Here is a 20215-nt window from a genome sequence, read left to right on the forward strand (position 1 = left end):
GGCCCCCAACACCCCAAAACCCGACAAATAGGTAAAAAGCAGCTATAGAGGCAGGTCAAGCGTTCACCGCGCGAACTCGGCGCGGACCCCGACGAGGCGCACCGGGCGGCGGCCGGTGAAACCGTCGAGAGCGGCGAGGGCGGCCTCCTCGATCCGGTCGGGCTCGATCGTCGGCGCGGTGAGCGTCCGGCCGTGGGTCTGGGTGATGAACGGCGCGTACCGGACCTTGACGATGACGCGGGCTACGTCCCTGCCGTCGTCGGCGACGTCGCCGGCGACCCATCGCGCCAGCCGGGAGACTTCGCGGCGGACGTCCTCCCAGTCGTCCAGATCATGCTGGTACGTGGTCTCGCGCCCGCACGACCGGGGGACGTACGGCGCGTCGCTCACCGGCGAGTCGTCCCGGCCCTGGGCGAGCAGCACCAGCCACGGGCCGATCGTCGGCCCCATCTCCTCGGCGAGGGCGCCCGGATCGGCCGCCGCGAGTTCGCCGACCGTGGCGATGCCCAGCCTTCTCAGCCGCTTGGCCGTCTTGGCCCCGACGCCCCAGAGCGCGTCGGCCGGCCGGTCGCCGAGCACCTCGAACCACGTCTCTCCCGTGATCCGGAAGACCCCGGCCGGTTTGCCGAAGCCGGTCGCCAGCTTCGCCTGGAGTTTGTTCCGCCCGATGCCCACCGAGCATTCGAGTCCCGTCGCCGCCCGCACCCGGTCACGGATCTCCTCGGCCACCGCCTCGGGGTCGTCGCCGTCGACGGCCAGGAACGCCTCGTCCCAGCCGAGCACCTCGACCACGAGGCCGAAACCCTTCAGCGTCTGCATGACCTGGTGCGAGACGGCCTCGTAGCGGTCCCTGTCCACGGGCAGGAACACCGCGTCCGGGCATCGCCGCACCGCCGTGCGAAGCGGCAGCCCGGAGTGCACGCCGTAGGCGCGGGCCTCGTACGAGGCGGTGCTGACCACGCCGCGCTTGGCCGGATCGCCGTCACCGCCGACGACGACCGGCCGCCCGCGCAGTTCCGGGCGGCGCAGCACCTCGACGGCGGCGATGAACTGGTCCAGATCGACGTGCAGGACCCACCGAGCCACACCCCATTGTCCCCTCGGCCGACTCGGGCCAACCCCGATGACCGAACCGGTCAGGAATCGAGAAGCGCAGGTCACCGGGCCGCAATTAGCGTGATCGGAAGAAACGGCGGGTTCGATGAGACCCACGACCTCAGGAGTGATCATGACCGGTTCTTCCACCCAGGGAATCAAGACCGTGCTGCACCCCGTGTCCGACCTGGCGGCCGCCAAGCCGGTGTACGCCGCCCTGCTCGGCGTCCCGCCGCAGACGGACGAGTCCTACTACGTCGGCTTCGAGGCCGAAGGCCAGCACATCGGGCTGGTGCCGAACGGAGGGCCGCAGGGCATGGCCTCGCCGGTCGCCTACTGGCACGTGCCGGACATCGAGGCGAAGCTGGCCGAGGTGACCGCCGCGGGCGCCAAGGTGAAGGAGCCCGCGCACGACGTCGGCGGCGGCCGCCTGGTGGCCACCGTCACCGACCCCGACGGCAACGTCCTCGGACTGCTCCAGGACCGATGAGCGCCGCACCCCGCTCCCGTGCCGAGCGGCGGCGCGACACCGAGCACCGGCTCGCCCACGACGTCGATGTGTGGGTGGCCAGTGCCTCGGCGGACGGTGCGCCGTATCTGGTGCCGCTGTCCTTCCTGTGGGACGGCGAGGCGCTGCTGCTGGCCACGCCGGCGGACAGCCCGACCGGCAGGAACCTCACCGCACCCCAGGCCGGTCTCCTGTGGGGGGACGACCCCCCACACCCCCCGGAAAAACGGACGGTTCGCCTGGCACTCGGCCCCACCCGCGACGTGTCCGTGATCGAGGGCGAAGTCGAGGTGCTGGAGATCGACGCGCTGCCGCGGGAGCGGGGCGACCGGTTCGCCGAGCGCACCGGCTTCGACCCGCGCACCCTGGCCACGCCGTACCGCTGGTTCCGGATCACCCCGCGGCGCGTCCAGGCGTGGCGCGAGGAGAACGAGCTGACCGGCCGGGACCTGATGCGCGACGGCCGCTGGCTAGTCTGACGTCGGCCGGGCGCGCCGCGGAGACCGCGCAGGCGGCACCGCTTAACGGATGGAGACATGAAGAGCATGGCCACGAGCACGGAGGCGCAGCCGCCTGCGCCGCACGCAGCAGACACCCACGATCTGATCCGCGTGCACGGGGCGCGGGTGAACAACCTCAAGGACGTCAGCGTCGAGATCCCCAAGCGGCGGCTGACGGCGTTCACCGGCGTCTCCGGCTCGGGCAAGAGCTCGCTGGTGTTCGCCACGATCGCGGCGGAGTCGCAGCGGCTGATCAACGAGACCTACAGCGCCTTCGTGCAGGGGTTCATGCCGACGCTGGCGCGGCCCGAGGTCGACTTCCTCGACGGGTTGACGACCGCGATCATCGTCGACCAGGAGCGGATGGGCGCCAACCCCCGCTCCACCGTCGGCACCGCCACCGACGCCAACGCGATGCTGCGCATCCTTTTCAGCCGGCTCGGGCAGCCGCACATCGGCTCGCCCAACGCGTACTCGTTCAACGTCCCGTCGGTGAAGGCCAGCGGTGCGATCACGGTCGAGCGGGGCGGCAAGACCAAGGCCGAGAAGGCGACCTTCAACCGGCTGGGCGGCATGTGCCCGCGCTGCGAGGGCATGGGCTCGGTCACCGACTTCGACCTGTCCGCGCTGTACGACGACGCCAGGTCGCTCAACGAGGGCGCCCTGACGATCCCCGGCTACAGCATGGACGGCTGGTACGGCCGCATCTACCGCGGCTCCGGCTTCTTCGACCCCGACAAGCCGATCAGCAAGTACACCAAGAAGGAACTGCACGACCTCCTCTACAAGGAGCCGACCAAGATCAAGGTTGAGGGCATCAACCTGACCTACGAGGGGCTGATCCCGAAGATCCAGAAGTCGTTCCTGGCCAAGGACGTCGACGCGCTGCAGCCGCACATCCGGGCGTTCGTCGAGCGCGCGGTGACGTTCACGACCTGTCCCGAGTGCGACGGCACCCGGCTCGGCCCCGAGGCCCGGTCGTCGAAGATCAAGGGGAAGAGCATCGCCGACGTCTGCGCGATGCAGATCAGCGACCTGGCCGGCTGGGTCCGGGGCCTGGACGAGCCGTCGGTGGCCCCGCTGCTCACCGGGCTGCAGCACCTGCTCGACTCGTTCGCGGAGATCGGGCTGGGCTACCTCTCGCTCGACCGTCCCGCGGGCACCCTGTCCGGCGGCGAGGCGCAGCGCACCAAGATGATCCGCCACCTCGGGTCGTCGCTGACCGACGTCACCTACGTCTTCGACGAGCCCACGATCGGCCTGCACCCGCACGACATCGAGCGGATGAACGACCTGCTGCTGCGGCTGCGGGACAAGGGCAACACCGTGCTGGTGGTGGAGCACAAGCCCGAGGCGATCGCCATCGCCGACCACGTCGTCGACCTCGGCCCCGGCGCAGGCTCCGGGGGCGGCACCGTCTGCTTCGAGGGCACCGTGGAAGGGCTGCGCGAAAGTGACACCACCACCGGCCGCCATCTCGACGACAAGGCGGCCCTCAAGGATTCGGTGCGTTCGTCCTCGGGTGCACTGGAGATCCGGGGCGCGTCGACGCACAACCTCCAGGACGTGGACGTCGACATCCCGCTCGGGGTGCTCTGCGTGGTCACCGGCGTGGCCGGTTCCGGCAAGAGCTCGCTGATCCACGGTTCGGTCGCCGGCCGCGACGGCGTGGTGGTGGTCGACCAGGGCGCGATCCGCGGTTCGCGGCGCAGCAACCCGGCGACCTACACCGGCCTCCTCGACCCGATCCGCAAGGCGTTCGCGAAGGCCAACGGCGTGAAGCCGGCGTTGTTCAGCGCCAACTCCGAGGGCGCCTGCCCCGCCTGCAACGGCGCCGGAGTCATCTTCACCGAGCTCGGCGTCATGGCCACCGTCGAGTCCACCTGCGAGGAGTGCGAGGGCAAGCGGTTCCAGGCGTCGGTGCTGGAGTACACGCTGGGCGGCCGGAACATCGCCGAGGTGCTCGCGATGTCGGTCGCCGAGGCCGAGGAGTTCTTCCAGGACGGCGAGGCGCGCACGCCGGCCGCCCACAAGATCCTCGACCGGCTCTCCGATGTCGGGCTCGCCTACCTGCACCTCGGCCAGCCGCTCACCACGCTGTCCGGAGGAGAGCGGCAGCGGCTCAAGCTCGCCACCCGCATGGCGGAGAAGGGCGGCGTCTACATCCTCGACGAGCCGACCACCGGGCTCCACCTCGCGGACGTCGAACAGCTGCTCGGCCTGCTCGACCGGCTCGTCGACTCCGGCAAGTCGGTCATCGTCATCGAGCACCACCAGGCCGTCATGGCGCACGCCGACTGGATCATCGACCTCGGCCCCGGCGCCGGCCACGACGGCGGCCGGGTCGTCTTCGAGGGCACCCCCGCCGATCTCGTCGCCGCCCGCTCCACCCTCACCGGCGAGCACCTCGCGGCCTACGTCGGCGCCTGACCGGCTCGGCTCGTCCACTCCGCGGGGCCCGGAGTGGACGAGCCGGGAGTCGACTCGGGACAATACAGACGTGCAAGCCGACCACCACGCGCCCGGGGAGCCCGTGCCCCCGGAGCGCCTCCGCCTCCTCGCGCTGCTGCGCCGCGTCCGCGACCGGATGGACCGGGAGTACACGCAGCCCCTGGACGTCGAGGCGCTCGCCCGCGGCGTGCACATGTCGGCGGGGCACCTCAGCCGCGAGTTCCGCCGCGCCTACGGCGAATCGCCGTATTCGTACCTGATGACCCGGCGCATCGAACGCGCGATGGCGCTGCTGCGCCGGGGCGACCTCAGCGTCACCGACGTCTGCTTCGCGGTCGGCTGCTCGTCCCTCGGCACCTTCAGCACCCGCTTCACCGAACTGGTCGGGATGCCGCCGAGCGCCTACCGGACCGAGGCGGCGAACACGACGGCGGGAATCCCGTCGTGCCTGGCCAAACAGGCGACCAGACCGCTCAGGAACCGGGCTCCGTCAACGGGGTGACGGCCGCCCGCCGCCCGTTCCCAGGCCGATGATCACGTTGTCGACCATCGCGGGGACGTCCGCGGCGGTGAGGGCGTCCGTGCCGAGCAGGAGCCGGTAGTAGACCGCGCCGTAAAGCGACTCGACCATGGAGCGGGTGGAGACGCCGGCGCGCAACTGCCCGGCGGTGACGGCGGTGTCCAGGCGCTGCCGGCAGGCGCGGATGCGCGGTTCGATGAAGCGGTCGCGCACGGCGGCGGCGACGTCCGGGTCGCTCTGCCCTTCGGCGATCACGCCGCGCAGCAGGACGCCGACGTCGCTGGAGAACAGCGTGACGACCTCGGTGATCTGCTGGACGAGGTCGGCGGTGATGTCGCCGGTGTCGGGGAAGTCCAGGGCGTGGCCTATCCGGTCGATGACGGCGTCCAGCGCCAGTGCCCCCTTGGAGGGCCACCAGCGGTAGATGGTGGGCTTGCCGACCTTGGCCGCGGCCGCGATGCCCTCGATGGTCACCTTGGCGTAGCCCTTGCGGGCGACGAGTTCGAAGGTCGCGTCCAGGATGGCGCGGTGCGAGCGCCGGCTGCGGCGGGCGGGATCGGGGACGCGGGTGGCGGCGGACATGCCCGGAGCCTACCCCACAACGTGACGTTACGTTTCGTTTTGACAGGGCGCAGCAGGTCGCCCTACTCTTCTTCAACGTTACGGAACGTTCCGTGACGTCTTCTTCTAGGGGGCCCTCTTGTCTTCCACCTCCACCGCCGAGAGCCGCTACGAGCGCGGTCTGGCCCTGCTCGCCCAGATCGGCGATACCGCCGTCATCGACGGCTTGGACGACATCGCACCTGACCTGGGGCGCCTGACCGTCGAGTTCGGCTACGGCGACATCTACAACCGGCCCGGCCTCACCCTGCGGCAGCGGCAGCTCGCCAACGTGGCCGCACTCAGCGCGCTCGGCACCGCCGCCCCGCAGCTTCGCTTCCACATCGGCGGCGCGCTCAAGGCCGGCGTCACCCGCCGCGAGATCGTCGAGACGATCATGCACATATCGGTCTACGCCGGCATCCCCGCCGCCCTCAACGGCCTGACCGTCGCCCGGCAGGCGTTCGCCGCCGATCCCGAAGCCGGCGACGGCGCCGGCGAGGACGACACCGGCGAGGGCCAGCCGAACGAGACGAGCCGGGACCGCTACGCCCGCGGCCTGGAAGCACTGCGGCACATCGACGGCCACGCCGGGGAGCAGGTCGTCGCCTCCCTGCAGGACATCGCTCCCGACCTGGGCCGCTACATCATCGAGTTCAGTTTCGGCGACATCTACTCGCGCACCGGCCTGGACCTGAAGACCAGGGAACTGGCCACCGTGGCCGCCTGCACCGCGCTCGGCACCGTCGCACCCCAGTTGCGCGTCCACATCCACGGCATGCTGAACACCGGCGGCACGCGCCAGGAAGTCATCGAGACCATCACCCAGATGGCCGTCTATGCCGGATTCCCCGCCGCCCTCAATGGCGTGACCGCCGCCCGCGAGGTCTTCACCGAACGCGACACCACCGGCTGATCAAACCCTCAAAGAGCCCAAGGGCCGTGGCACGCACGCCACGGCCCTGTCGATCCGCCCCACACCCGCCTAGTGGGTGGCGGCCTGGTCGTCGTCCTTGAGGAGGGTGAGGAAGAAGTCCCGGACGTCCTCGGCGAGCAGCTCTGGCACCTCCATCGCGGCGAAGTGGCCGCCGCGGTCGAACTCCGACCAGTGCCTGATGTCGTACAACCGCTCGGCGAGCGGTCGCACGGACTGCGTGATGTCGTGCGCGAACACCGCAACGCCGACCGGAACCGGGCACTGCACGGTCCGTCCCCGCGCGGCATCGTGGTGCAGCCGCGCCGAGGAGGCCGCGGTGGCGGTCAGCCAGTACAGCGAGATGTCGGTGAGCATCCGATCGTCGCTGATCTGCGAGCGGGGGTCCGTCCACTGCGCGAAGCGCTCGGCGATCCAGACCAGCTGGCCGACCGGCGAGTCGGTCAGCGCGTAGCCGATGGTCTGGGGGGTGAGGGCCTGCAACGCCTGGTACGGCGGACGATTCGCCATCAGCTGCCGGACCTTGGCCAGCCGGGCTTCATCGGTCGCCGACAGCTGGATGCCGGCGTCGGGGTCGGGCCGGGTCGGCAGGTAGTTGACGTGCGCCCCGACGACCCGCTCGGGCGCCACCGCGCCGAGCGCCAGTGATATGCCCGCGCCGAAGTCGCCGCCCTGCGCGCCGTAGCGCTCGTACCCGAGACGGCTCATCAGCTCGGCCCAGGCCCGCGCGATCCGGACGGCGTCCCAGCCGCGCTCGTGGGTCGGTCCGGAGAAGCCGTAACCCGGGATGGACGGAATCACCAGGTGGAAGTCGCGCGACAGCGGCTCGATCACGTCGAGGAACTCCAGGAACGAACCCGGCCAGCCGTGGGTGAGGATCAGCGCGAGCGCGTCCGGATTAGAAGACCGGACATGGACGAAGTGAATGTTCTGCCCCTCGATCTCGGTCGTGAAGTGCGGAAGCTCGTTGAGCTCGGCCTCGTGCTCGCGCCAGTCGTAGCCGGTGCGCCAGTGTTCGGCCAGCTCCTTGAGCCGCGCCAGCGGGAAGCCGTAGTCCCACCCGGCGTCGGCGACCTCGTTGGGCCAGCGGGTGCGGGAGAGCCGGTCGATCAGGTCGTCGAGGTCGGCCTGGGGGACATCGATGCGGAACGGCTTGATCATGGCCATACCTCCATGGGATCGATTCGACCGCCGAACATTGGAGTGACCAACGTTGGCGCTGCCAACGATAGCATAATCATTGGCCGTGCCAACGGTTTGTCGGGCTTGTCACACGGAGAACCCATCAGAGGAGCCACCCGCCACGTGGGAGCGGACCGTCGCCCATGCGCATCCGAGCTACGGTCGTCGGGTGAAGACGCTCCACCCGGCATATCGGGTCACGGACCTGTCGGTCTCCCTCGGCTTCTACACCGCGCTCGGGTACGAGCTCGTCGGGCGCGTGGACGTCGGCGGGGGAACGACCCTGGCCATGCTCAAGTTTCCGACGGAGGAGATGGTCACGCTGGAGCTGGTCCACCGTCCGGCCGACGGCCCGGTGGATCTCGGCACCGGGTTCAGCCACCTCCCCGTCCAGGTCGATGACCTCGCCGCCACCGTCGAGGCGCTGTCGCAGGCGGGGCTGCGTCCCGGCCCGGTGGAACGTCCCGGCGGCCCGGACGGTCCCCAGGTCTCATGGCTCGCAGACCCCGACGGCTACAGGATCGAACTGGTGCAGTGGCCACCCGGACATCCCAAGGGAATCACCGCCGCCGATTTCGCCTAGGGTCCTCTCCCGGCTACGTTCCCTTCATGACGTGGCAAGAGCTCGGGTCCGAGCGGGTGGCGCAGTTGAAGGCGTTCCAATCCGGTTCTCCAATGCCTTTCCGCCTGAAGTTGAAGGGCTATCACCGAATCCAGGTCGATGCGTATCTCCGCAAGATCGCCGAGCTGGTGGACGCCGGGAGTCCGGCGGAGATCGAACGTCCCGCCTTCGACGTGGTGATGCGCGGCTACGACCGCCGCCAAGTGGACGCCTTCATCGCCCCGCTCTTCCAAGCACCGGAGGCCTGAACCGGCCGCCGTTTTGAAACAACCGCGAGGATGGTCCGACTCGCCGATCCCGGAGGGCCGCCCGTGCCGGATTCGCTGATCCTCGATCGTGTTCTCGGCGACCGTCCCTTCGCCGAGATCGGTTTTCCGTCGGTTGCGGCCGTCAGCGAGTTGCGGGGGCTCGTCGTCGCCGGTGGCGCGGTCGGCCCTCCTGGGTGGCAGCCCGGCACCCTCACCAGCGGGCGGAGCACCCACCGCATCGGGGTCTACAGCATGGACGGCCTGCGCTGCCGGTACCTGCTGCCGTCGCGGTGGCCGGTCAACACGATCGCGTTCCATCCGGTGCTGCCGCTGGCGGCCATCGGCACCGGAGGCTACGACGGCGGCTTCTTCTACGAAGGCGAGTTGCTCCTGCTCGACCTCCTCTCGGGTGAGGCCGTCTCCGCCTTCGCCTCGGAGCGGGAGGTCCGGTCCGCGCGATGGCTGAACGAACGCCGTCTCGACCTGGTCCTGGCCGCGACCGACGATGAGAGCGGCAAGGGTGACACCTGGGGTTTCGCCGCGTCCATCGCCCGTGACGACTGGAGGACCCTGCCCACCAAGGCGATCGGCCCGGCCGAGCTGGCCGGAGAACGCGTGCCGTCGGTGCCTCCAGGCGCTTCGGAGGCGGCATTGCGCACCCTGGAATCGCTCAGCGCCGCGTGCCGGAACGTGGCTTTCACGCCGCGCCGCCAGGTCCGGGCGGTGGAGCCGCTGCGCGACGGCCGGGTCCTGGCCGCGCTGGACGGGGTGCGGCTGGAGTCGTGGCTGCCGTCCGGTCTACGGGAGTGGGTGGCGCCGGTGCCCGGTGGTGGTGGCAGGAGGATCGTGGTCACGCCGGACCAGCGGGCGGCATGGGTGGAGATCCAGTGGGCGCCCGGCTGGGATGGACACCGCGTGCGGTACCGGCCGAACGGCGCAGAACTCCTGTCGCTCCAGAACGGCGAGGTCCTGCGTCCCGCCGGTTCGGAGACCCCTGTCGCGGTGACCGGGAGGCAGGACAGCTGGGTGATGCTGCTGGACACCCGGCACGCCCCCACCGAGGCCGGCACCACCCTGGTGTCCCCTGATCAGCAGGAGTCGGCGCCCCTCGACCTGGGCGGGTACGAGTTCGCCAACACGACCTTCGTCGTCCGCCGGAGCCCGGAGCTGCTGTTTCTCCAGCCCAGACCGCACGGCGTGTGGATCGCGGCCCTGGAGCCTTCCGGCGCGGTCCGGCCGCTGTTCCCCCTGGACTGGGACGCCGGACGCGGGACCCGGTTCTTCGGCGGGCCCGGCGTCCGGTTGCCGGGCGCCCTGGTCCATGCCGGCGCCGTCACCCGCTCCGGTCCGCACCGGCGGATCGAGGCGTTCGTGGTGCGGCGGCGGGCGGACGGCGAGCCCGAATGGGTCTTCGAATGCGAAGCCGTCGTCACGGCGATGGACGCCGCCGGGGACACCGTCCTGGTGGCGCTGGACTCGGGCGAGATCGTCGCCTTGGGCGCCACGGACGGCAGGCCCCGCTGGAGGCGGTCGCTGACCGTCCATGGCATGCCCACCTCCGGGACATCGCTCGCGATACCGGAAGACGGCCGCGTCCTCATCGGCACCGCGGATGGACGCATCGTGGACGCCCTGTACTGAACCGTGTCTCAAGCAGCCTCTGCCGCGGCGTGACTGCAACCGGGACTACCGCTTGAGGTCGGACAGCAGCGCTGCAAAAGCCCGCCGCGTCACCAGCAGCTTCGGTCCCTCCGGGTCCTTGCTGTCGCGGACGGCAACTGTTCCGGGGACGGCGGTCAACTCGACGCAGTCACCGCCATTGGCAGTGGTGTAGCTGGACTTACGCCATACGGCCTTGGTCAGGTCCATTTTTCCCTTACCACCTTACGAATCATTTCTAGGGACTGGTCCATGGGCAGGGCCAGTGATCGGACGACCATCAGTGTTCTGCTGAGGGTCGCGATGTCCTCTGGGTCACTCATGGTGAGCCCACGCGCCGCCATGTCCGCGTATGCGATCTCGGTCCGGTCGGCCAAGGTGGCGACGTTGAACGCACCGCTGTTGCCGACGTGCTCCCCTCGGCTCGGCACGATCTGCAAGGCCACTATGCCCCGCTCCGCCATGTAAAGCAGATGCTCCAGTTGTTCCTTCATGATCTCGGGGCTGCCGGTCAGCCTGTTGAGGGAAACCTCGTCCTGGAGAAGCGAGAAGTCCGGAGGCGGCGGGTTCTCCCTGGTCAGGATGCTCTGACGGTTGATCCGCGCCTCTACCGCGTCCTTGTCTCCCTTGAGAATCGCCGAGGCGTAGGCCGGAGTCTGGAGTAGCCCGTGCACCAGGAGAGGCTGGTATGACTCCAGCATGATCGCTTCGGGCTCGACGGTGTGCCAGTCGAACCAGGTGGGGAATGTGGCGTCCTTGACCAGGTCGTCGTAGAGATAGAGCAGTTCGCCGTTGGCGTCCAGCGCGTGGTCCATCGTCTCGGCGAAATCCCGGGTACAGCGGGTGCGGCCATTCTCGATGGCGCCGATGTACTGCGGTTTTACGCCTTGGCCGCCGTTCGCGCGTCGTGCCACGGACTCCTGCGTCCAGCCCTTGGCCTCCCGGAGCCGCCGGAACCGGCGGCCGAACGCGAGCAGCGTCGGCGAGACCGTCCCGCGCTTCCGCTGTGGAGCCATGTTGTTCATCCTCCCTTGCAAAGGACGCCCAACCAACACCCAAGTGGTGTGAGCGCACGGAGCCTGACTTGCCACCTATGGTCTGGGCTTTGTAACGCAGAGTACTTTCATTGTGGCTGACTGTGTTCGAGAATCCACGACTCAGCCAAAGGTGGTGCCTGATGCCTCCGACAGCCGTTGCGCCTGGGGTGCCGACGCTCGTCCTCGAACCGTCCGATCGGGCGCCGGCGTTGGCTCGGCGGTTCGTCGCCGAGTGGTTCCGGGAGTGGGGTATCGCGGACGACTCGGATGTGCGGGTGGTCGTCTCCGAACTCGTCACCAACTCGCTCGTGCACGGGGAAGGGCCGATCGTCGTCCGGGTGGTGCGGGACGAGCGCGACGGCCGTCCCGTCATCGAGGTGTGGGACAGCGGAGAGGGGCGACCCGAAGTCCAGCCGGAGGACCACGCGGCGACGTGCGGGCGAGGGCTGTTCATGGTGTCGCAGCTCGCCGTCGAGTGGGGGACGCGGCCGCTGCTGGAGGGCGGGAAGATCACGTGGGCGAAGTGCTGACCCGCGGATCAGGCCGCGTGCGGAACGAAGGTCACCTCAAGAATCGCGTCCAAAGTAGAAGCGCAACTCCCGTACCCCGTCGCCGAGATGGCGTGAGTTGGTCGACACCGCCCGCCGGATCAACGCGGCCCCGGCGTGCTCGCCTTCAGCTTCCGCGTCACCATCGCCGCAGAGGGCGCGAGCGGTGGCTTTGCACGTAACGTGAGGGTCAAGCCGCATCCCAACAGCGCTCGTGCTGGACGGCGCCGGGATGGTGCGGCTCTTTCGAACCCTCGCCGCCACGGACGCGGAGCCTGAGGTGGTGAAGTTCCCCCCTTTCGGCGTGCTTCTGGAACGGCTGCTCGGCCACCGAAAGTCGGATATCAGTCGGCTGTCGCAGGCCGTGCGAGAACTGCCGCAGATGCCGCGCCGGGACCCGTACGTGCCGAGGAAATGGTTCGACCCGCACAAGGCGGGGTTCGGGGCCCTGGTCGCGAACATGCTGTACGCGAATCGGAATCTGGATTGGGGCAACGCGACCAAGGCTCTTGCCTACTGCTCCAACGGCCGCATGTACGTGTCCGCGGTCACGGTCGTGGTGATCGGAGAGGGCAGGGTGGAACTGACCCCGGACAGGCTGGCCGACCTGTCCACCCTGATCGACATGCCCGCCGGCGATCTCGCCGCGATCACCGGCATCCCGCTGCCGGACGGGTCTCCCCCTGACCCCCCGGCCGCCGACGCAGCGGCCCTGCTCTGGGACGTCCGACGCCTGTCCGCCGAACAGTTGTGGCACGTCTGCGTCCGGGCTGAGGAAATGCGATACGCCCGCCCGACGATGCCCTCGCCTGGCGGTTTCGCGCGGCCGGGCCCTTCCGGATCTCTCGCCACCCACCGAGAAGCCCGGATTCGTGATGAAGAACAGGGCCGCCGACGTCGCGAGCGGTGGGTTTGCAGCGGGCGCGACGGTGTGGTCGGAATTGCGGCGGTGTGTCGGTGGGCGCTGTTAGCGTCGGCGGGCATGGATGATCATCTTGTTCGGCTTCCCGACGAAGACGTGCTGGTCGTGCCGGAGCGGTGGCGCGGTGGGCTCCACCCGCGGCGCGATGGCGCGCCCGGTCCGGAGATCACGCTGGACGCGGGGGCGAGCAAGATCGTCGCGCGGTCCATCGAGGAGGCCGCGGATCAGATCGAACGAGCCCTGAGCGACCTGGGCACCGAGGCGGTGCTGGCCTCCGCGGCGCGTGCGCATCTCGGTGGTGAGCCGGATCCGCTCGGTGCGGCCGTCCTGTCGCTGATCACGGCGGGCGAGTCGGTCTGGTCGCGCGAAAACCAGGACTACGTGGACGCGTGGGCTTACGAGCACGGCGTCGTGTTCGCCGCCTGCGCGCTCACCGACAGGTGGGGCCTGGAAGCCCGGGCCAGCGGGCCGATGCGGGACGGACGGCGGAGCAAGGTCATCAAGCCTGTCGAGCCGGGTGAGCGCGGCGTCCGGGCTCTTCCGGACGGCGCTCTGCGCGTCCGCTCGATGCTGGCCGCCGCGACCGAGGAGGAGTACGCCGAGGCCGTCGAACGGCTCTCCGAGCGGCGGGGCTCGGCCCGGCAGCGGCTCCTGACCGCCTACCTGGTCCCTACGCAGGACGACTGGGTGAGCGATCTCTGCGAGCATCCGGACGGAGTGCCGCGCGAGGTGCTCTTCAGGTGCCTGGGGTCGTCCGCGCACCTCGAACTCCTCGGCCACCGGGCCACGCTGACCGCGGCTGACTGCTACGCGCCGGAGAACCTGCACGCGCTGGCGGACGGTCTCGGCCCGGCCGCCGTCCCGCTCCTGGCCCCCGCGCTGGACGAGCATCTCGACTCCCCGCGGAGACGGGACGCTCTCCTGGAGGTGCTCGGCCGTCTGCCGTCCGACGAGGCGTTCCGCGCGCTGCTCCGGCGACGCTCCAACATGCACGTCAGCGGCGAGCTGATGAACGCGATGAAGCGATTCCCCCTGCGGGCGGCGCGGGAACTGGCCACCGAAGACGACCTGCTCGAAACGCATGTGCGCGGCAACCTCGACGTGATCAGGAGCGCGCTGCCCACGCTCGACGAGGACGTCCGTGGGACGGTCGAACGGATCATCGCGGGCCTGGGCGAGACCGCCGAGGCCGACCCGGCGGACCTGCCCGGCGTCCTGACCGACCCGCCCTGGGCGCGAAAGCGGGAGAAGCCGGAACCGATCGTCATCAAGGACCTGAAAGCCCCGGATCCCACACTCGTCTGGGCCGACGACGAGGGCGAGCACGAACGGGAGACCCGGACTCCCTACGGGCTCCCCGTTCCGGCCGGCTGGAGTCACGAAGGCAAGGTGCCCGGACCATGGGACAAGCGGATCGCGGACTTCGGGGCGGGCAGGCTGCGCAGTTACGAGCAGGTGGCGCTGCTCGGCTACGCCCCCTTCGAGGAGGTTCGGCGTCTGGTCGCGGGCTGGTATCCGCCCAAGGAGAACTACGGAGCGGATCGGGAGCCTGAAAGGTGGGTGCCCAGGCTCGCCCAGCGGTTCGGGCTGGACGCGCTCACCGCCGTCGTGAAGGGCGCCCGGAGCAGGCCCGGAGCCTGCGGGCACGTCGTCGTCCCGTTCGCGGCCGAACCCGTCGCCGAACTGGTCGCCGACTGGCTCCTGCGCGTCAGGGCGGGACGCCCGCACGCGGAGGCATGGCTGAACAGGCACGGCCCCCAGGCGGTTCGCCTTCTCCTCCCGGCTGCGTTCGACAGGCCCGGCAAGCGACGCGACGCGGCCGAGTACGCCCTGCACTCCCTCGCCCGCGACCTGGGGCGCGACACCGTCATCAAGCTGGCCCGCGAGCAGCGGGACGAGGCCGGCCACGCCATGGAAGTACTCCTGGAGCGCGACCCCGAGGAACTCGTCCCGCGAAAGATCCCCGAGGTCGGGCCGTTCGCCGACCCCGCCGTCCTGCCCCGGATACGGTTGGCGAGCAGCGGGCGCGCCCTGCCGGTCACGGTCGTCCCGCACCTCCTGACGATCCTGGCGATGTCTCCGCCGGACGACCCCGACCCCGGCCTGGACGCCGTCAAGAAGGCATGCGACGCCGAGTCGCTGGCCGCGTTCGCCTGGGCATTGTTCGAGCGGTGGCGGCAGTTCGGCGAACGCTCCGAGGACGCGTGGGCGCTGACGGCGGTCGGCTGGCTCGGCGACGACACCGCCGCCCGCCGCCTCGCCCCGGTCATCCGCGCCTGGCCCGGCGAGAACGGGCACCACAAGGCGGTCAAGGGCCTGGACGTGCTGGCGGTGATCGGCACGGAGACCTCGCTGATGCTGCTCGACGGCATCTCCCACAAGGCCCCGTTCAAGGCGATCAAGAAGCGCGCCGGGGAGAAGATCCAGGAGGTCGCGGCCCGGCTCGGGCTGACCGGCGAGCAGCTCGCCGACCGGCTCGTCCCCGGCATCGGCCTGGACGCAGACGGAAGCATGACGCTCGACTACGGCCCGCGCCGCTTCGTCGTGGGCTTCGACGAGCAGCTCAAGCCGTTCGTGACGGACGAGACCGGCCGCCGCCGCGCCGCGCTCCCCAAGCCCGGCGCCAAGGACGACCCGGACCTCGCGCCCGCCGCCTACGCCGCGTTCACGCAGTTCAAGAAGGATGTTCGGGCGACCATGCCGAACCAGGTCCGGCGCCTGGAACTGGCGATGACGACTGGCCGCCGGTGGACGCCGCGTGAGTTCCGCGACCTGCTGGTCGACCACCCGCTGATGTGGCACATCGTCCGCCGCCTGGTGTGGCTCGCCGAATCCGGCACCGCCGCCACCGCGTTCCGGCTCGCCGAGGACCGCACCCTCGCCGACGTGGACGACGAAGAACTCACCCCGTCCGACACGGCACAGATCGGAGTCGCCCACCCGCTGACCCTCGGCACCGCGCTCTCTGCCTGGTCAGAGGTCTTCGCCGACTACGAGATCATCCAGCCGTTCCCGCAGCTCGGACGCGAAGTGCACCGCCTCACCGACGAGGAAACCGCGACCGCCAGGCTGGCCCGGTTCGAGGACCGCACCGCCGGATGGGGCAAGGTCGTCGGGCTGGAGCGGCGCGGCTGGCGGCGCGGCACCCCCATGGACAACGGCACCGAACGCTGGATCTCCCGTCCCGTCCCCGGCGGCCTCCACGTCGTGATCGAGCTCGACCCCGGCATCCAGGTCGGCTGGGGCGACTCCAACGACGACCAGGTCCTCAGGACGATCTGGCTCGCCGACGAGCCGGGCGACTTCCTCCGCTGGGACACCGGCTCCCAGCACCGGTTCGCCGAACTGGACGAGGTGACCGCGTCCGAGATCCTCGCCGACCTGGAGTCGGTCACGACCCCCTGAACGCGAAGAGGCCCCTCCCGGGTGGAAGGGGCCTCTCGCGTGTCGTCGGTCAGGTGTCCGCGAGCCGGGACGCCGCGAGCACGGCGTCCCGGGACGGGACGTCAGCGGTTGTACTGACCGAAGTCGTACTCCTCCAGCGGGACGGCTTCGCCGGAGCCCTGGCCGAAGGCGTACTCGGCGCCGTCGTCGTAGGAGCCGACGGAGTACACCGCCGCCTTCGCCTCCTCGGTCGGCTCGACCCGGACGTTGCGGTACTGCGGCATGCCGGTACCGGCCGGGATGAGCTTACCGATGATGACGTTCTCCTTGAGGCCGAGCAGCGGGTCGCTCTTGGCGTGCATCGCGGCCTCGGTGAGCACCCGGGTCGTCTCCTGGAAGGACGCCGCCGACAGCCACGACTCGGTCGCGAGCGAGGCCTTGGTGATGCCCATCAGGACGGGGCGGCCGGCGGCGGGGACCCCGCCCTCGGCCACGACGTTCCGGTTCGTCTCCTCGAAGATCGGACGCTCGACCAGGTCGCCCGGCAGCAGCTCGGTGTCGCCCGACTCGAGGATGTTCACCCGCTTCAGCATCTGGCGGACGATGATCTCGATGTGCTTGTCGTGGATCGACACACCCTGCGACCGGTAGACCTCCTGGACCTCCTGGACCAGGTGGAGCTGCACGGCGCGGGGACCGAGGATGCGCAGCACCTCGTGCGGGTTGATCGCACCCGCGATGAGCTGCTGGCCGACGCCCACGGCCTCGCCCTCCTTGACCAGGAGGCGGGACCGCATCGGCACCGGGTAGGCGATCTCGTCGGAACCGTCGTCCGGGACGACGACGACCTTGCGGGCCTTCTCCGTCTCGTCGATCTTGACGCGGCCGGCGACCTCGCTGATCGGGGCCACACCCTTCGGGATGCGGGCCTCGAACAGCTCCTGGACACGCGGCAGACCGTGCGTGATGTCGCCGCCGGCCACACCACCGGTGTGGAAGGTGCGCATCGTCAGCTGCGTGCCGGGCTCACCGATGGACTGCGCGGCGATGATGCCGACGGCCTCGCCGACGTCCACCCGCTTGCCGGTGGCCAGCGAGCGGCCGTAGCAGGCGGCGCAGACACCGATCTTGGCCTCGCAGACCAGGGCGCTGCGGGTGCGGACCTTCTCCACACCCGCCTCGACCAGGCGCGTCACGACCGTGTCGGACAGGTCGGTGTCGGCCGGGAAGATGAGCGTCCCGTCGACGACGACGTCCTCGGCGATGGTGCGCCCGACCAGGCTCGTCTCGGACGTGGCCAGCTTGACCAGCGTGCCGTCGGCCAGCCTGTCGGCCACCTCGAACGGGATCGTGCGGTCGGTGCCGCAGTCCTCCTCGCGGACGATGACGTCCTGCGCGACGTCCACCAGGCGCCGGGTCAGGTAACCCGAGTCGGCGGTGCGCAGCGCGGTGTCGGCGAGACCCTTCCGGGCGCCGTGCGTCGAGATGAAGTACTCGACGACCGACAGGCCCTCGCGGAACGACGACTTGATCGGACGCGGGATGGTCTCGCCCTTCGGGTTGGAGACCAGGCCGCGCATGCCGGCGATCTGGCGGAGCTGCAGCGGGTTGCCGCGGGCGCCCGACTGGATCATCATCCAGATCGGGTTGGCCTTCGGGAACGCCTTCTCCATGTCCACCGCGACGTCCGCGGTGGCCTTGTTCCAGATCTCGATGAGCTCCTGCTTGCGCTCGTCGTCGGTGATCAGGCCGCGGTTGAACTCCCGCTGCACCTTCTCGGCGCGCTGCTCGTAGCCGCTCAGGATCTCCTGCTTGTTGGGCGGCGTGATGACGTCGTCGATCGCGATCGTGACACCGGACCTGGTCGCCCAGTGGAACCCGGTGCTCTTGAGCGCGTCCAGAGCATTGGCGACGGCGACCTTCGGGTAGGTCTCCGCCAGCTCGTTGACGATCGCCGAGAGCTGCTTCTTGCCGATCTCGTCGTCCACGAACGGGAAGTCGTCCGGCAGCGTCTCGTTGAAGATCGCGCGGCCGAGCGTGGTCTCCAGCCGGTACGGCCGGCCGGGCTCGTAGCCCTCGGGCGCCTTCCAGCCGCGCGGCGGCGGGATGTCCTTCAGCCGGATCTGGATCCTTGCCTGCAGGTCCAGCTCGTGCCGGTCGTAGGCCATGATCGCCTCGGCGACCGACCCGAACGCGCGGCCCTCGCCCTCGGCGCCGTCCTTCTGCGTCGTCAGCCAGTACAGGCCGATGACCATGTCCTGGGTGGGCATGGTGACGGGCTTGCCGTCCGACGGCTTCAGGATGTTGTTGGTCGACAGCATCAGGATCCGCGCCTCGGCCTGCGCCTCGGCGGACAGCGGCAGGTGCACCGCCATCTGGTCGCCGTCGAAGTCCGCGTTGAACGCGGTGCAGACGAGCGGGTGGATCTGGATGGCCTTGCCCTCGACCAGCTGCGGCTCGAACGCCTGGATGCCCAGGCGGTGCAGGGTCGGCGCCCGGTTCAGCAGCACCGGGTGCTCGGTGATGACCTCTTCCAGCACGTCCCACACGACCGGGCGGGCCCGCTCGACCATCCGCTTGGCGGACTTGATGTTCTGCGCGTGGTTGAGGTCGACCAGCCGCTTCATGACGAACGGCTTGAACAGCTCCAGCGCCATCTGCTTGGGCAGGCCGCACTGGTGCAGCTTCAGCTGCGGGCCGACGACGATGACCGAACGGCCGGAGTAGTCGACGCGCTTGCCCAGCAGGTTCTGCCGGAACCGGCCCTGCTTGCCCTTGAGCATGTCGGACAGCGACTTCAGCGGACGGTTGCCGGGCCCGGTGACCGGGCGGCCGCGGCGGCCGTTGTCGAACAGCGCGTCGACGGCCTCCTGCAGCATCCGCTTCTCGTTGTTGACGATGATCTCGGGAGCGCCGAGGTCGAGCAGGCGCTTGAGCCGGTTGTTGCGGTTGATGACCCGGCGGTACAGGTCGTTCAGGTCGGAGGTCGCGAAGCGGCCGCCGTCCAGCTGCACCATCGGACGCAGGTCCGGCGGGATCACCGGGATGCAGTCCAGCACCATGCCGAGCGGGCTGTTGCGGGTGTTGAGGAACGCCGAGACGACCTTCAGCCGCTTCAGGGCGCGGGCCTTCTTCTGGCCCTTGCCGGTGCGGATGATGTCGCGCAGCTTCTCGGCCTCGGCGTCGAGGTCGAAGTTCTGCAGCCGCGCCTGGATGGCCGCGGCGCCCATGCCGCCCTCGAAGTACTTGCCGAACCGGTCGCGCATCTCGCGGTAGAGCAGCTCGTCGCCCTCCAGGTCCTGGACCTTGAGGTTCTTGAAGCGGCTCCACACCTCGTCGAGACGGTCGAGCTCGCGCTGCGCGCGGTCGCGCAGCTGCTTCATCTCCCGCTCGGCGCCGTCGCGCACCTTGCGCTTCTGGTCGGCCTTCGCGCCGGCCTCCTCCAGCTCCGCGAGGTCGCCCTCCAGCTTCTGCTGGCGGGCCTCGACCTGCGCGTCGCGGGCCTGCTCGATCTGCTGGCGCTCCACCGAGATGTGCGCCTCCAGCGTGGGCAGGTCGCGGTCGCGCCGCTCCGCGTCCACGCTGGTGATCATGTAGGCCGCGAAGTAGATGATCTTTTCCAGATCCTTCGGGGCCAGGTCCAGCAGGTAGCCGAGGCGTGACGGCACGCCCTTGAAGTACCAGATGTGCGTGACCGGCGCGGCCAGCTCGATGTGGCCCATCCGCTCACGGCGCACCTTGGCGCGGGTCACCTCGACGCCGCAGCGCTCACAGATGATGCCCTTGAAGCGGACGCGCTTGTACTTGCCGCAGTAGCACTCCCAGTCCCGGGTCGGGCCGAAGATCTTCTCGCAGAAGAGCCCGTCCTTCTCCGGCTTGAGGGTCCGGTAGTTGATCGTCTCCGGCTTCTTCACCTCACCGTGCGACCACTGGCGGATGTCGTCGGCGGTCGCCAGACCGATGCGAAGCTCGTCGAAGAAGTTGACGTCAAGCAACTGTTTTCCC

The 20215-nt window shown here is 69.8% G+C and carries 16 protein-coding genes; 10 read left to right on the plus strand and 6 right to left on the minus strand.

The annotated features are described in order from the left end of the window. Nucleotides 1–63: 63 nt before the first annotated feature. Nucleotides 64–1086: a DNA polymerase IV gene (locus ACQPZP_RS39260; protein WP_433474692.1), complete on the minus strand. Its 1023-nt coding sequence runs from the start codon at nt 1084–1086 to the stop codon at nt 64–66. A 142-nt stretch (nt 1087–1228) separates the two neighbouring features. Between ACQPZP_RS39260 and ACQPZP_RS39265 the strand changes: the two genes are divergently transcribed. The 4 genes from ACQPZP_RS39265 (at nt 1229) to ACQPZP_RS39280 (ending at nt 5056) form a co-directional block, all read left to right on the plus strand. Then, entirely contained in the window at nt 1229–1585 is a 357-nt protein-coding gene (locus tag ACQPZP_RS39265; RefSeq protein ID WP_433474693.1) for a VOC family protein, read from the plus strand. Next, entirely contained in the window at nt 1582–2082 is a 501-nt protein-coding gene (locus ACQPZP_RS39270; RefSeq protein WP_433474694.1) for a pyridoxamine 5'-phosphate oxidase family protein, read from the plus strand. The genes ACQPZP_RS39265 and ACQPZP_RS39270 overlap by 4 nt, the downstream gene beginning before the upstream one ends. 66 nt (nt 2083–2148) lie before the next feature. Next, nucleotides 2149–4533: an ATP-binding cassette domain-containing protein gene (locus ACQPZP_RS39275; protein WP_433474695.1), complete on the plus strand. Its 2385-nt coding sequence runs from the start codon at nt 2149–2151 to the stop codon at nt 4531–4533. Between the two features lie 157 nt (nt 4534–4690). Continuing rightward, on the plus strand, nt 4691–5056 hold the full coding sequence (locus ACQPZP_RS39280) for a helix-turn-helix transcriptional regulator (RefSeq protein WP_433479749.1): 366 nt from the start codon (nt 4691–4693) through the stop codon (nt 5054–5056). Here ACQPZP_RS39280 and ACQPZP_RS39285 read toward each other — a convergent pair. Continuing rightward, on the minus strand, nt 5045–5656 hold the full coding sequence (locus ACQPZP_RS39285; RefSeq protein WP_433474696.1) for a TetR/AcrR family transcriptional regulator: 612 nt from the start codon (nt 5654–5656) through the stop codon (nt 5045–5047). The genes ACQPZP_RS39280 and ACQPZP_RS39285 overlap by 12 nt on opposite strands. Before the next feature lie 118 nt (nt 5657–5774). On the opposite strand from ACQPZP_RS39285, the gene ACQPZP_RS39290 reads away from it, so the two are divergent. Continuing rightward, nucleotides 5775–6590 carry a carboxymuconolactone decarboxylase family protein gene (locus tag ACQPZP_RS39290; RefSeq protein WP_433474697.1) on the plus strand — a complete coding sequence of 272 codons (816 nt, stop codon included), beginning with the start codon at nt 5775–5777 and terminating at the stop codon, nt 6588–6590. 69 nt (nt 6591–6659) lie between these two features. Here ACQPZP_RS39290 and ACQPZP_RS39295 read toward each other — a convergent pair whose 3' ends face one another. Beyond that, entirely contained in the window at nt 6660–7769 is a 1110-nt protein-coding gene (locus ACQPZP_RS39295) for an epoxide hydrolase family protein (protein WP_433474698.1), read from the minus strand. Nucleotides 7770–7959: 190 nt separating this feature from the next. Between ACQPZP_RS39295 and ACQPZP_RS39300 the strand changes: the two genes are divergently transcribed. The 3 genes from ACQPZP_RS39300 (at nt 7960) to ACQPZP_RS39310 (ending at nt 10301) form a co-directional block, all read left to right on the plus strand. After that, nucleotides 7960–8373, plus strand: coding sequence for a VOC family protein (locus ACQPZP_RS39300; protein ID WP_433474699.1), 414 nt, complete (start codon nt 7960–7962; stop codon nt 8371–8373). A 26-nt stretch (nt 8374–8399) separates the two neighbouring features. Continuing rightward, on the plus strand, nt 8400–8660 hold the full coding sequence (locus ACQPZP_RS39305) for a DivIVA domain-containing protein (RefSeq protein WP_433474700.1): 261 nt from the start codon (nt 8400–8402) through the stop codon (nt 8658–8660). Nucleotides 8661–8723: 63 nt separating this feature from the next. Further along, on the plus strand, nt 8724–10301 hold the full coding sequence (locus ACQPZP_RS39310) for a hypothetical protein (protein ID WP_433474701.1): 1578 nt from the start codon (nt 8724–8726) through the stop codon (nt 10299–10301). Between the two features lie 45 nt (nt 10302–10346). On the opposite strand, the gene ACQPZP_RS39315 is transcribed toward ACQPZP_RS39310, so the two are convergent. Both ACQPZP_RS39315 and ACQPZP_RS39320 read right to left on the minus strand, forming a co-directional pair. Next, on the minus strand, nt 10347–10529 hold the full coding sequence (locus ACQPZP_RS39315) for a DUF397 domain-containing protein (RefSeq protein ID WP_433474702.1): 183 nt from the start codon (nt 10527–10529) through the stop codon (nt 10347–10349). After that, nucleotides 10520–11335 (minus strand): helix-turn-helix domain-containing protein, encoded by an 816-nt coding sequence (locus ACQPZP_RS39320; protein WP_433474703.1) that lies wholly within the window; start codon nt 11333–11335, stop codon nt 10520–10522. Before ACQPZP_RS39320 ends, ACQPZP_RS39315 begins: the two co-directional genes overlap by 10 nt. A gap of 161 nt (nt 11336–11496) precedes the next feature. On the opposite strand from ACQPZP_RS39320, the gene ACQPZP_RS39325 reads away from it, so the two are divergent. Together ACQPZP_RS39325 and ACQPZP_RS39330 are read left to right on the plus strand one after the other, a co-directional pair. Beyond that, nucleotides 11497–11886 (plus strand): ATP-binding protein, encoded by a 390-nt coding sequence (locus tag ACQPZP_RS39325; RefSeq protein ID WP_433474704.1) that lies wholly within the window; start codon nt 11497–11499, stop codon nt 11884–11886. Between the two features lie 301 nt (nt 11887–12187). Next, nucleotides 12188–16231: a DUF4132 domain-containing protein gene (locus ACQPZP_RS39330; RefSeq protein WP_433474705.1), complete on the plus strand. Its 4044-nt coding sequence runs from the start codon at nt 12188–12190 to the stop codon at nt 16229–16231. 101 nt (nt 16232–16332) lie between these two features. On the opposite strand, the gene ACQPZP_RS39335 is transcribed toward ACQPZP_RS39330, so the two are convergent. Beyond that, nucleotides 16333–20205, minus strand: coding sequence for a DNA-directed RNA polymerase subunit beta' (locus ACQPZP_RS39335; RefSeq protein WP_433474706.1), 3873 nt, complete (start codon nt 20203–20205; stop codon nt 16333–16335). Nucleotides 20206–20215: the final 10 nt, after the last annotated feature.

The sequence above is a fragment of the Spirillospora sp. CA-142024 genome (assembly GCF_050942325.1).
Classification (GTDB): domain Bacteria; phylum Actinomycetota; class Actinomycetes; order Streptosporangiales; family Streptosporangiaceae; genus Spirillospora.

What these genes read in the sequence shown, in the direction of transcription:
- ACQPZP_RS39265 (WP_433474693.1), top strand. Translation starts at nt 1,229, where the DNA reads ATGACCGGTTCTTCCACCCAGGGAATCAAGACCGTGCTGCACCCCGTG.
- ACQPZP_RS39270 (WP_433474694.1), top strand. Translation starts at nt 1,582, where the DNA reads ATGAGCGCCGCACCCCGCTCCCGTGCCGAGCGGCGGCGCGACACCGAG.
- ACQPZP_RS39275 (WP_433474695.1), top strand. Translation starts at nt 2,149, where the DNA reads ATGGCCACGAGCACGGAGGCGCAGCCGCCTGCGCCGCACGCAGCAGAC.
- ACQPZP_RS39280 (WP_433479749.1), top strand. Translation starts at nt 4,691, where the DNA reads ATGGACCGGGAGTACACGCAGCCCCTGGACGTCGAGGCGCTCGCCCGC.
- ACQPZP_RS39285 (WP_433474696.1), bottom strand. Translation starts at nt 5,656, where the DNA reads ATGTCCGCCGCCACCCGCGTCCCCGATCCCGCCCGCCGCAGCCGGCGC.
- ACQPZP_RS39295 (WP_433474698.1), bottom strand. Translation starts at nt 7,769, where the DNA reads ATGATCAAGCCGTTCCGCATCGATGTCCCCCAGGCCGACCTCGACGAC.
- ACQPZP_RS39305 (WP_433474700.1), top strand. Translation starts at nt 8,400, where the DNA reads ATGACGTGGCAAGAGCTCGGGTCCGAGCGGGTGGCGCAGTTGAAGGCG.
- ACQPZP_RS39315 (WP_433474702.1), bottom strand. Translation starts at nt 10,529, where the DNA reads ATGGACCTGACCAAGGCCGTATGGCGTAAGTCCAGCTACACCACTGCC.
- ACQPZP_RS39320 (WP_433474703.1), bottom strand. Translation starts at nt 11,335, where the DNA reads ATGGCTCCACAGCGGAAGCGCGGGACGGTCTCGCCGACGCTGCTCGCG.
- ACQPZP_RS39325 (WP_433474704.1), top strand. Translation starts at nt 11,497, where the DNA reads ATGCCTCCGACAGCCGTTGCGCCTGGGGTGCCGACGCTCGTCCTCGAA.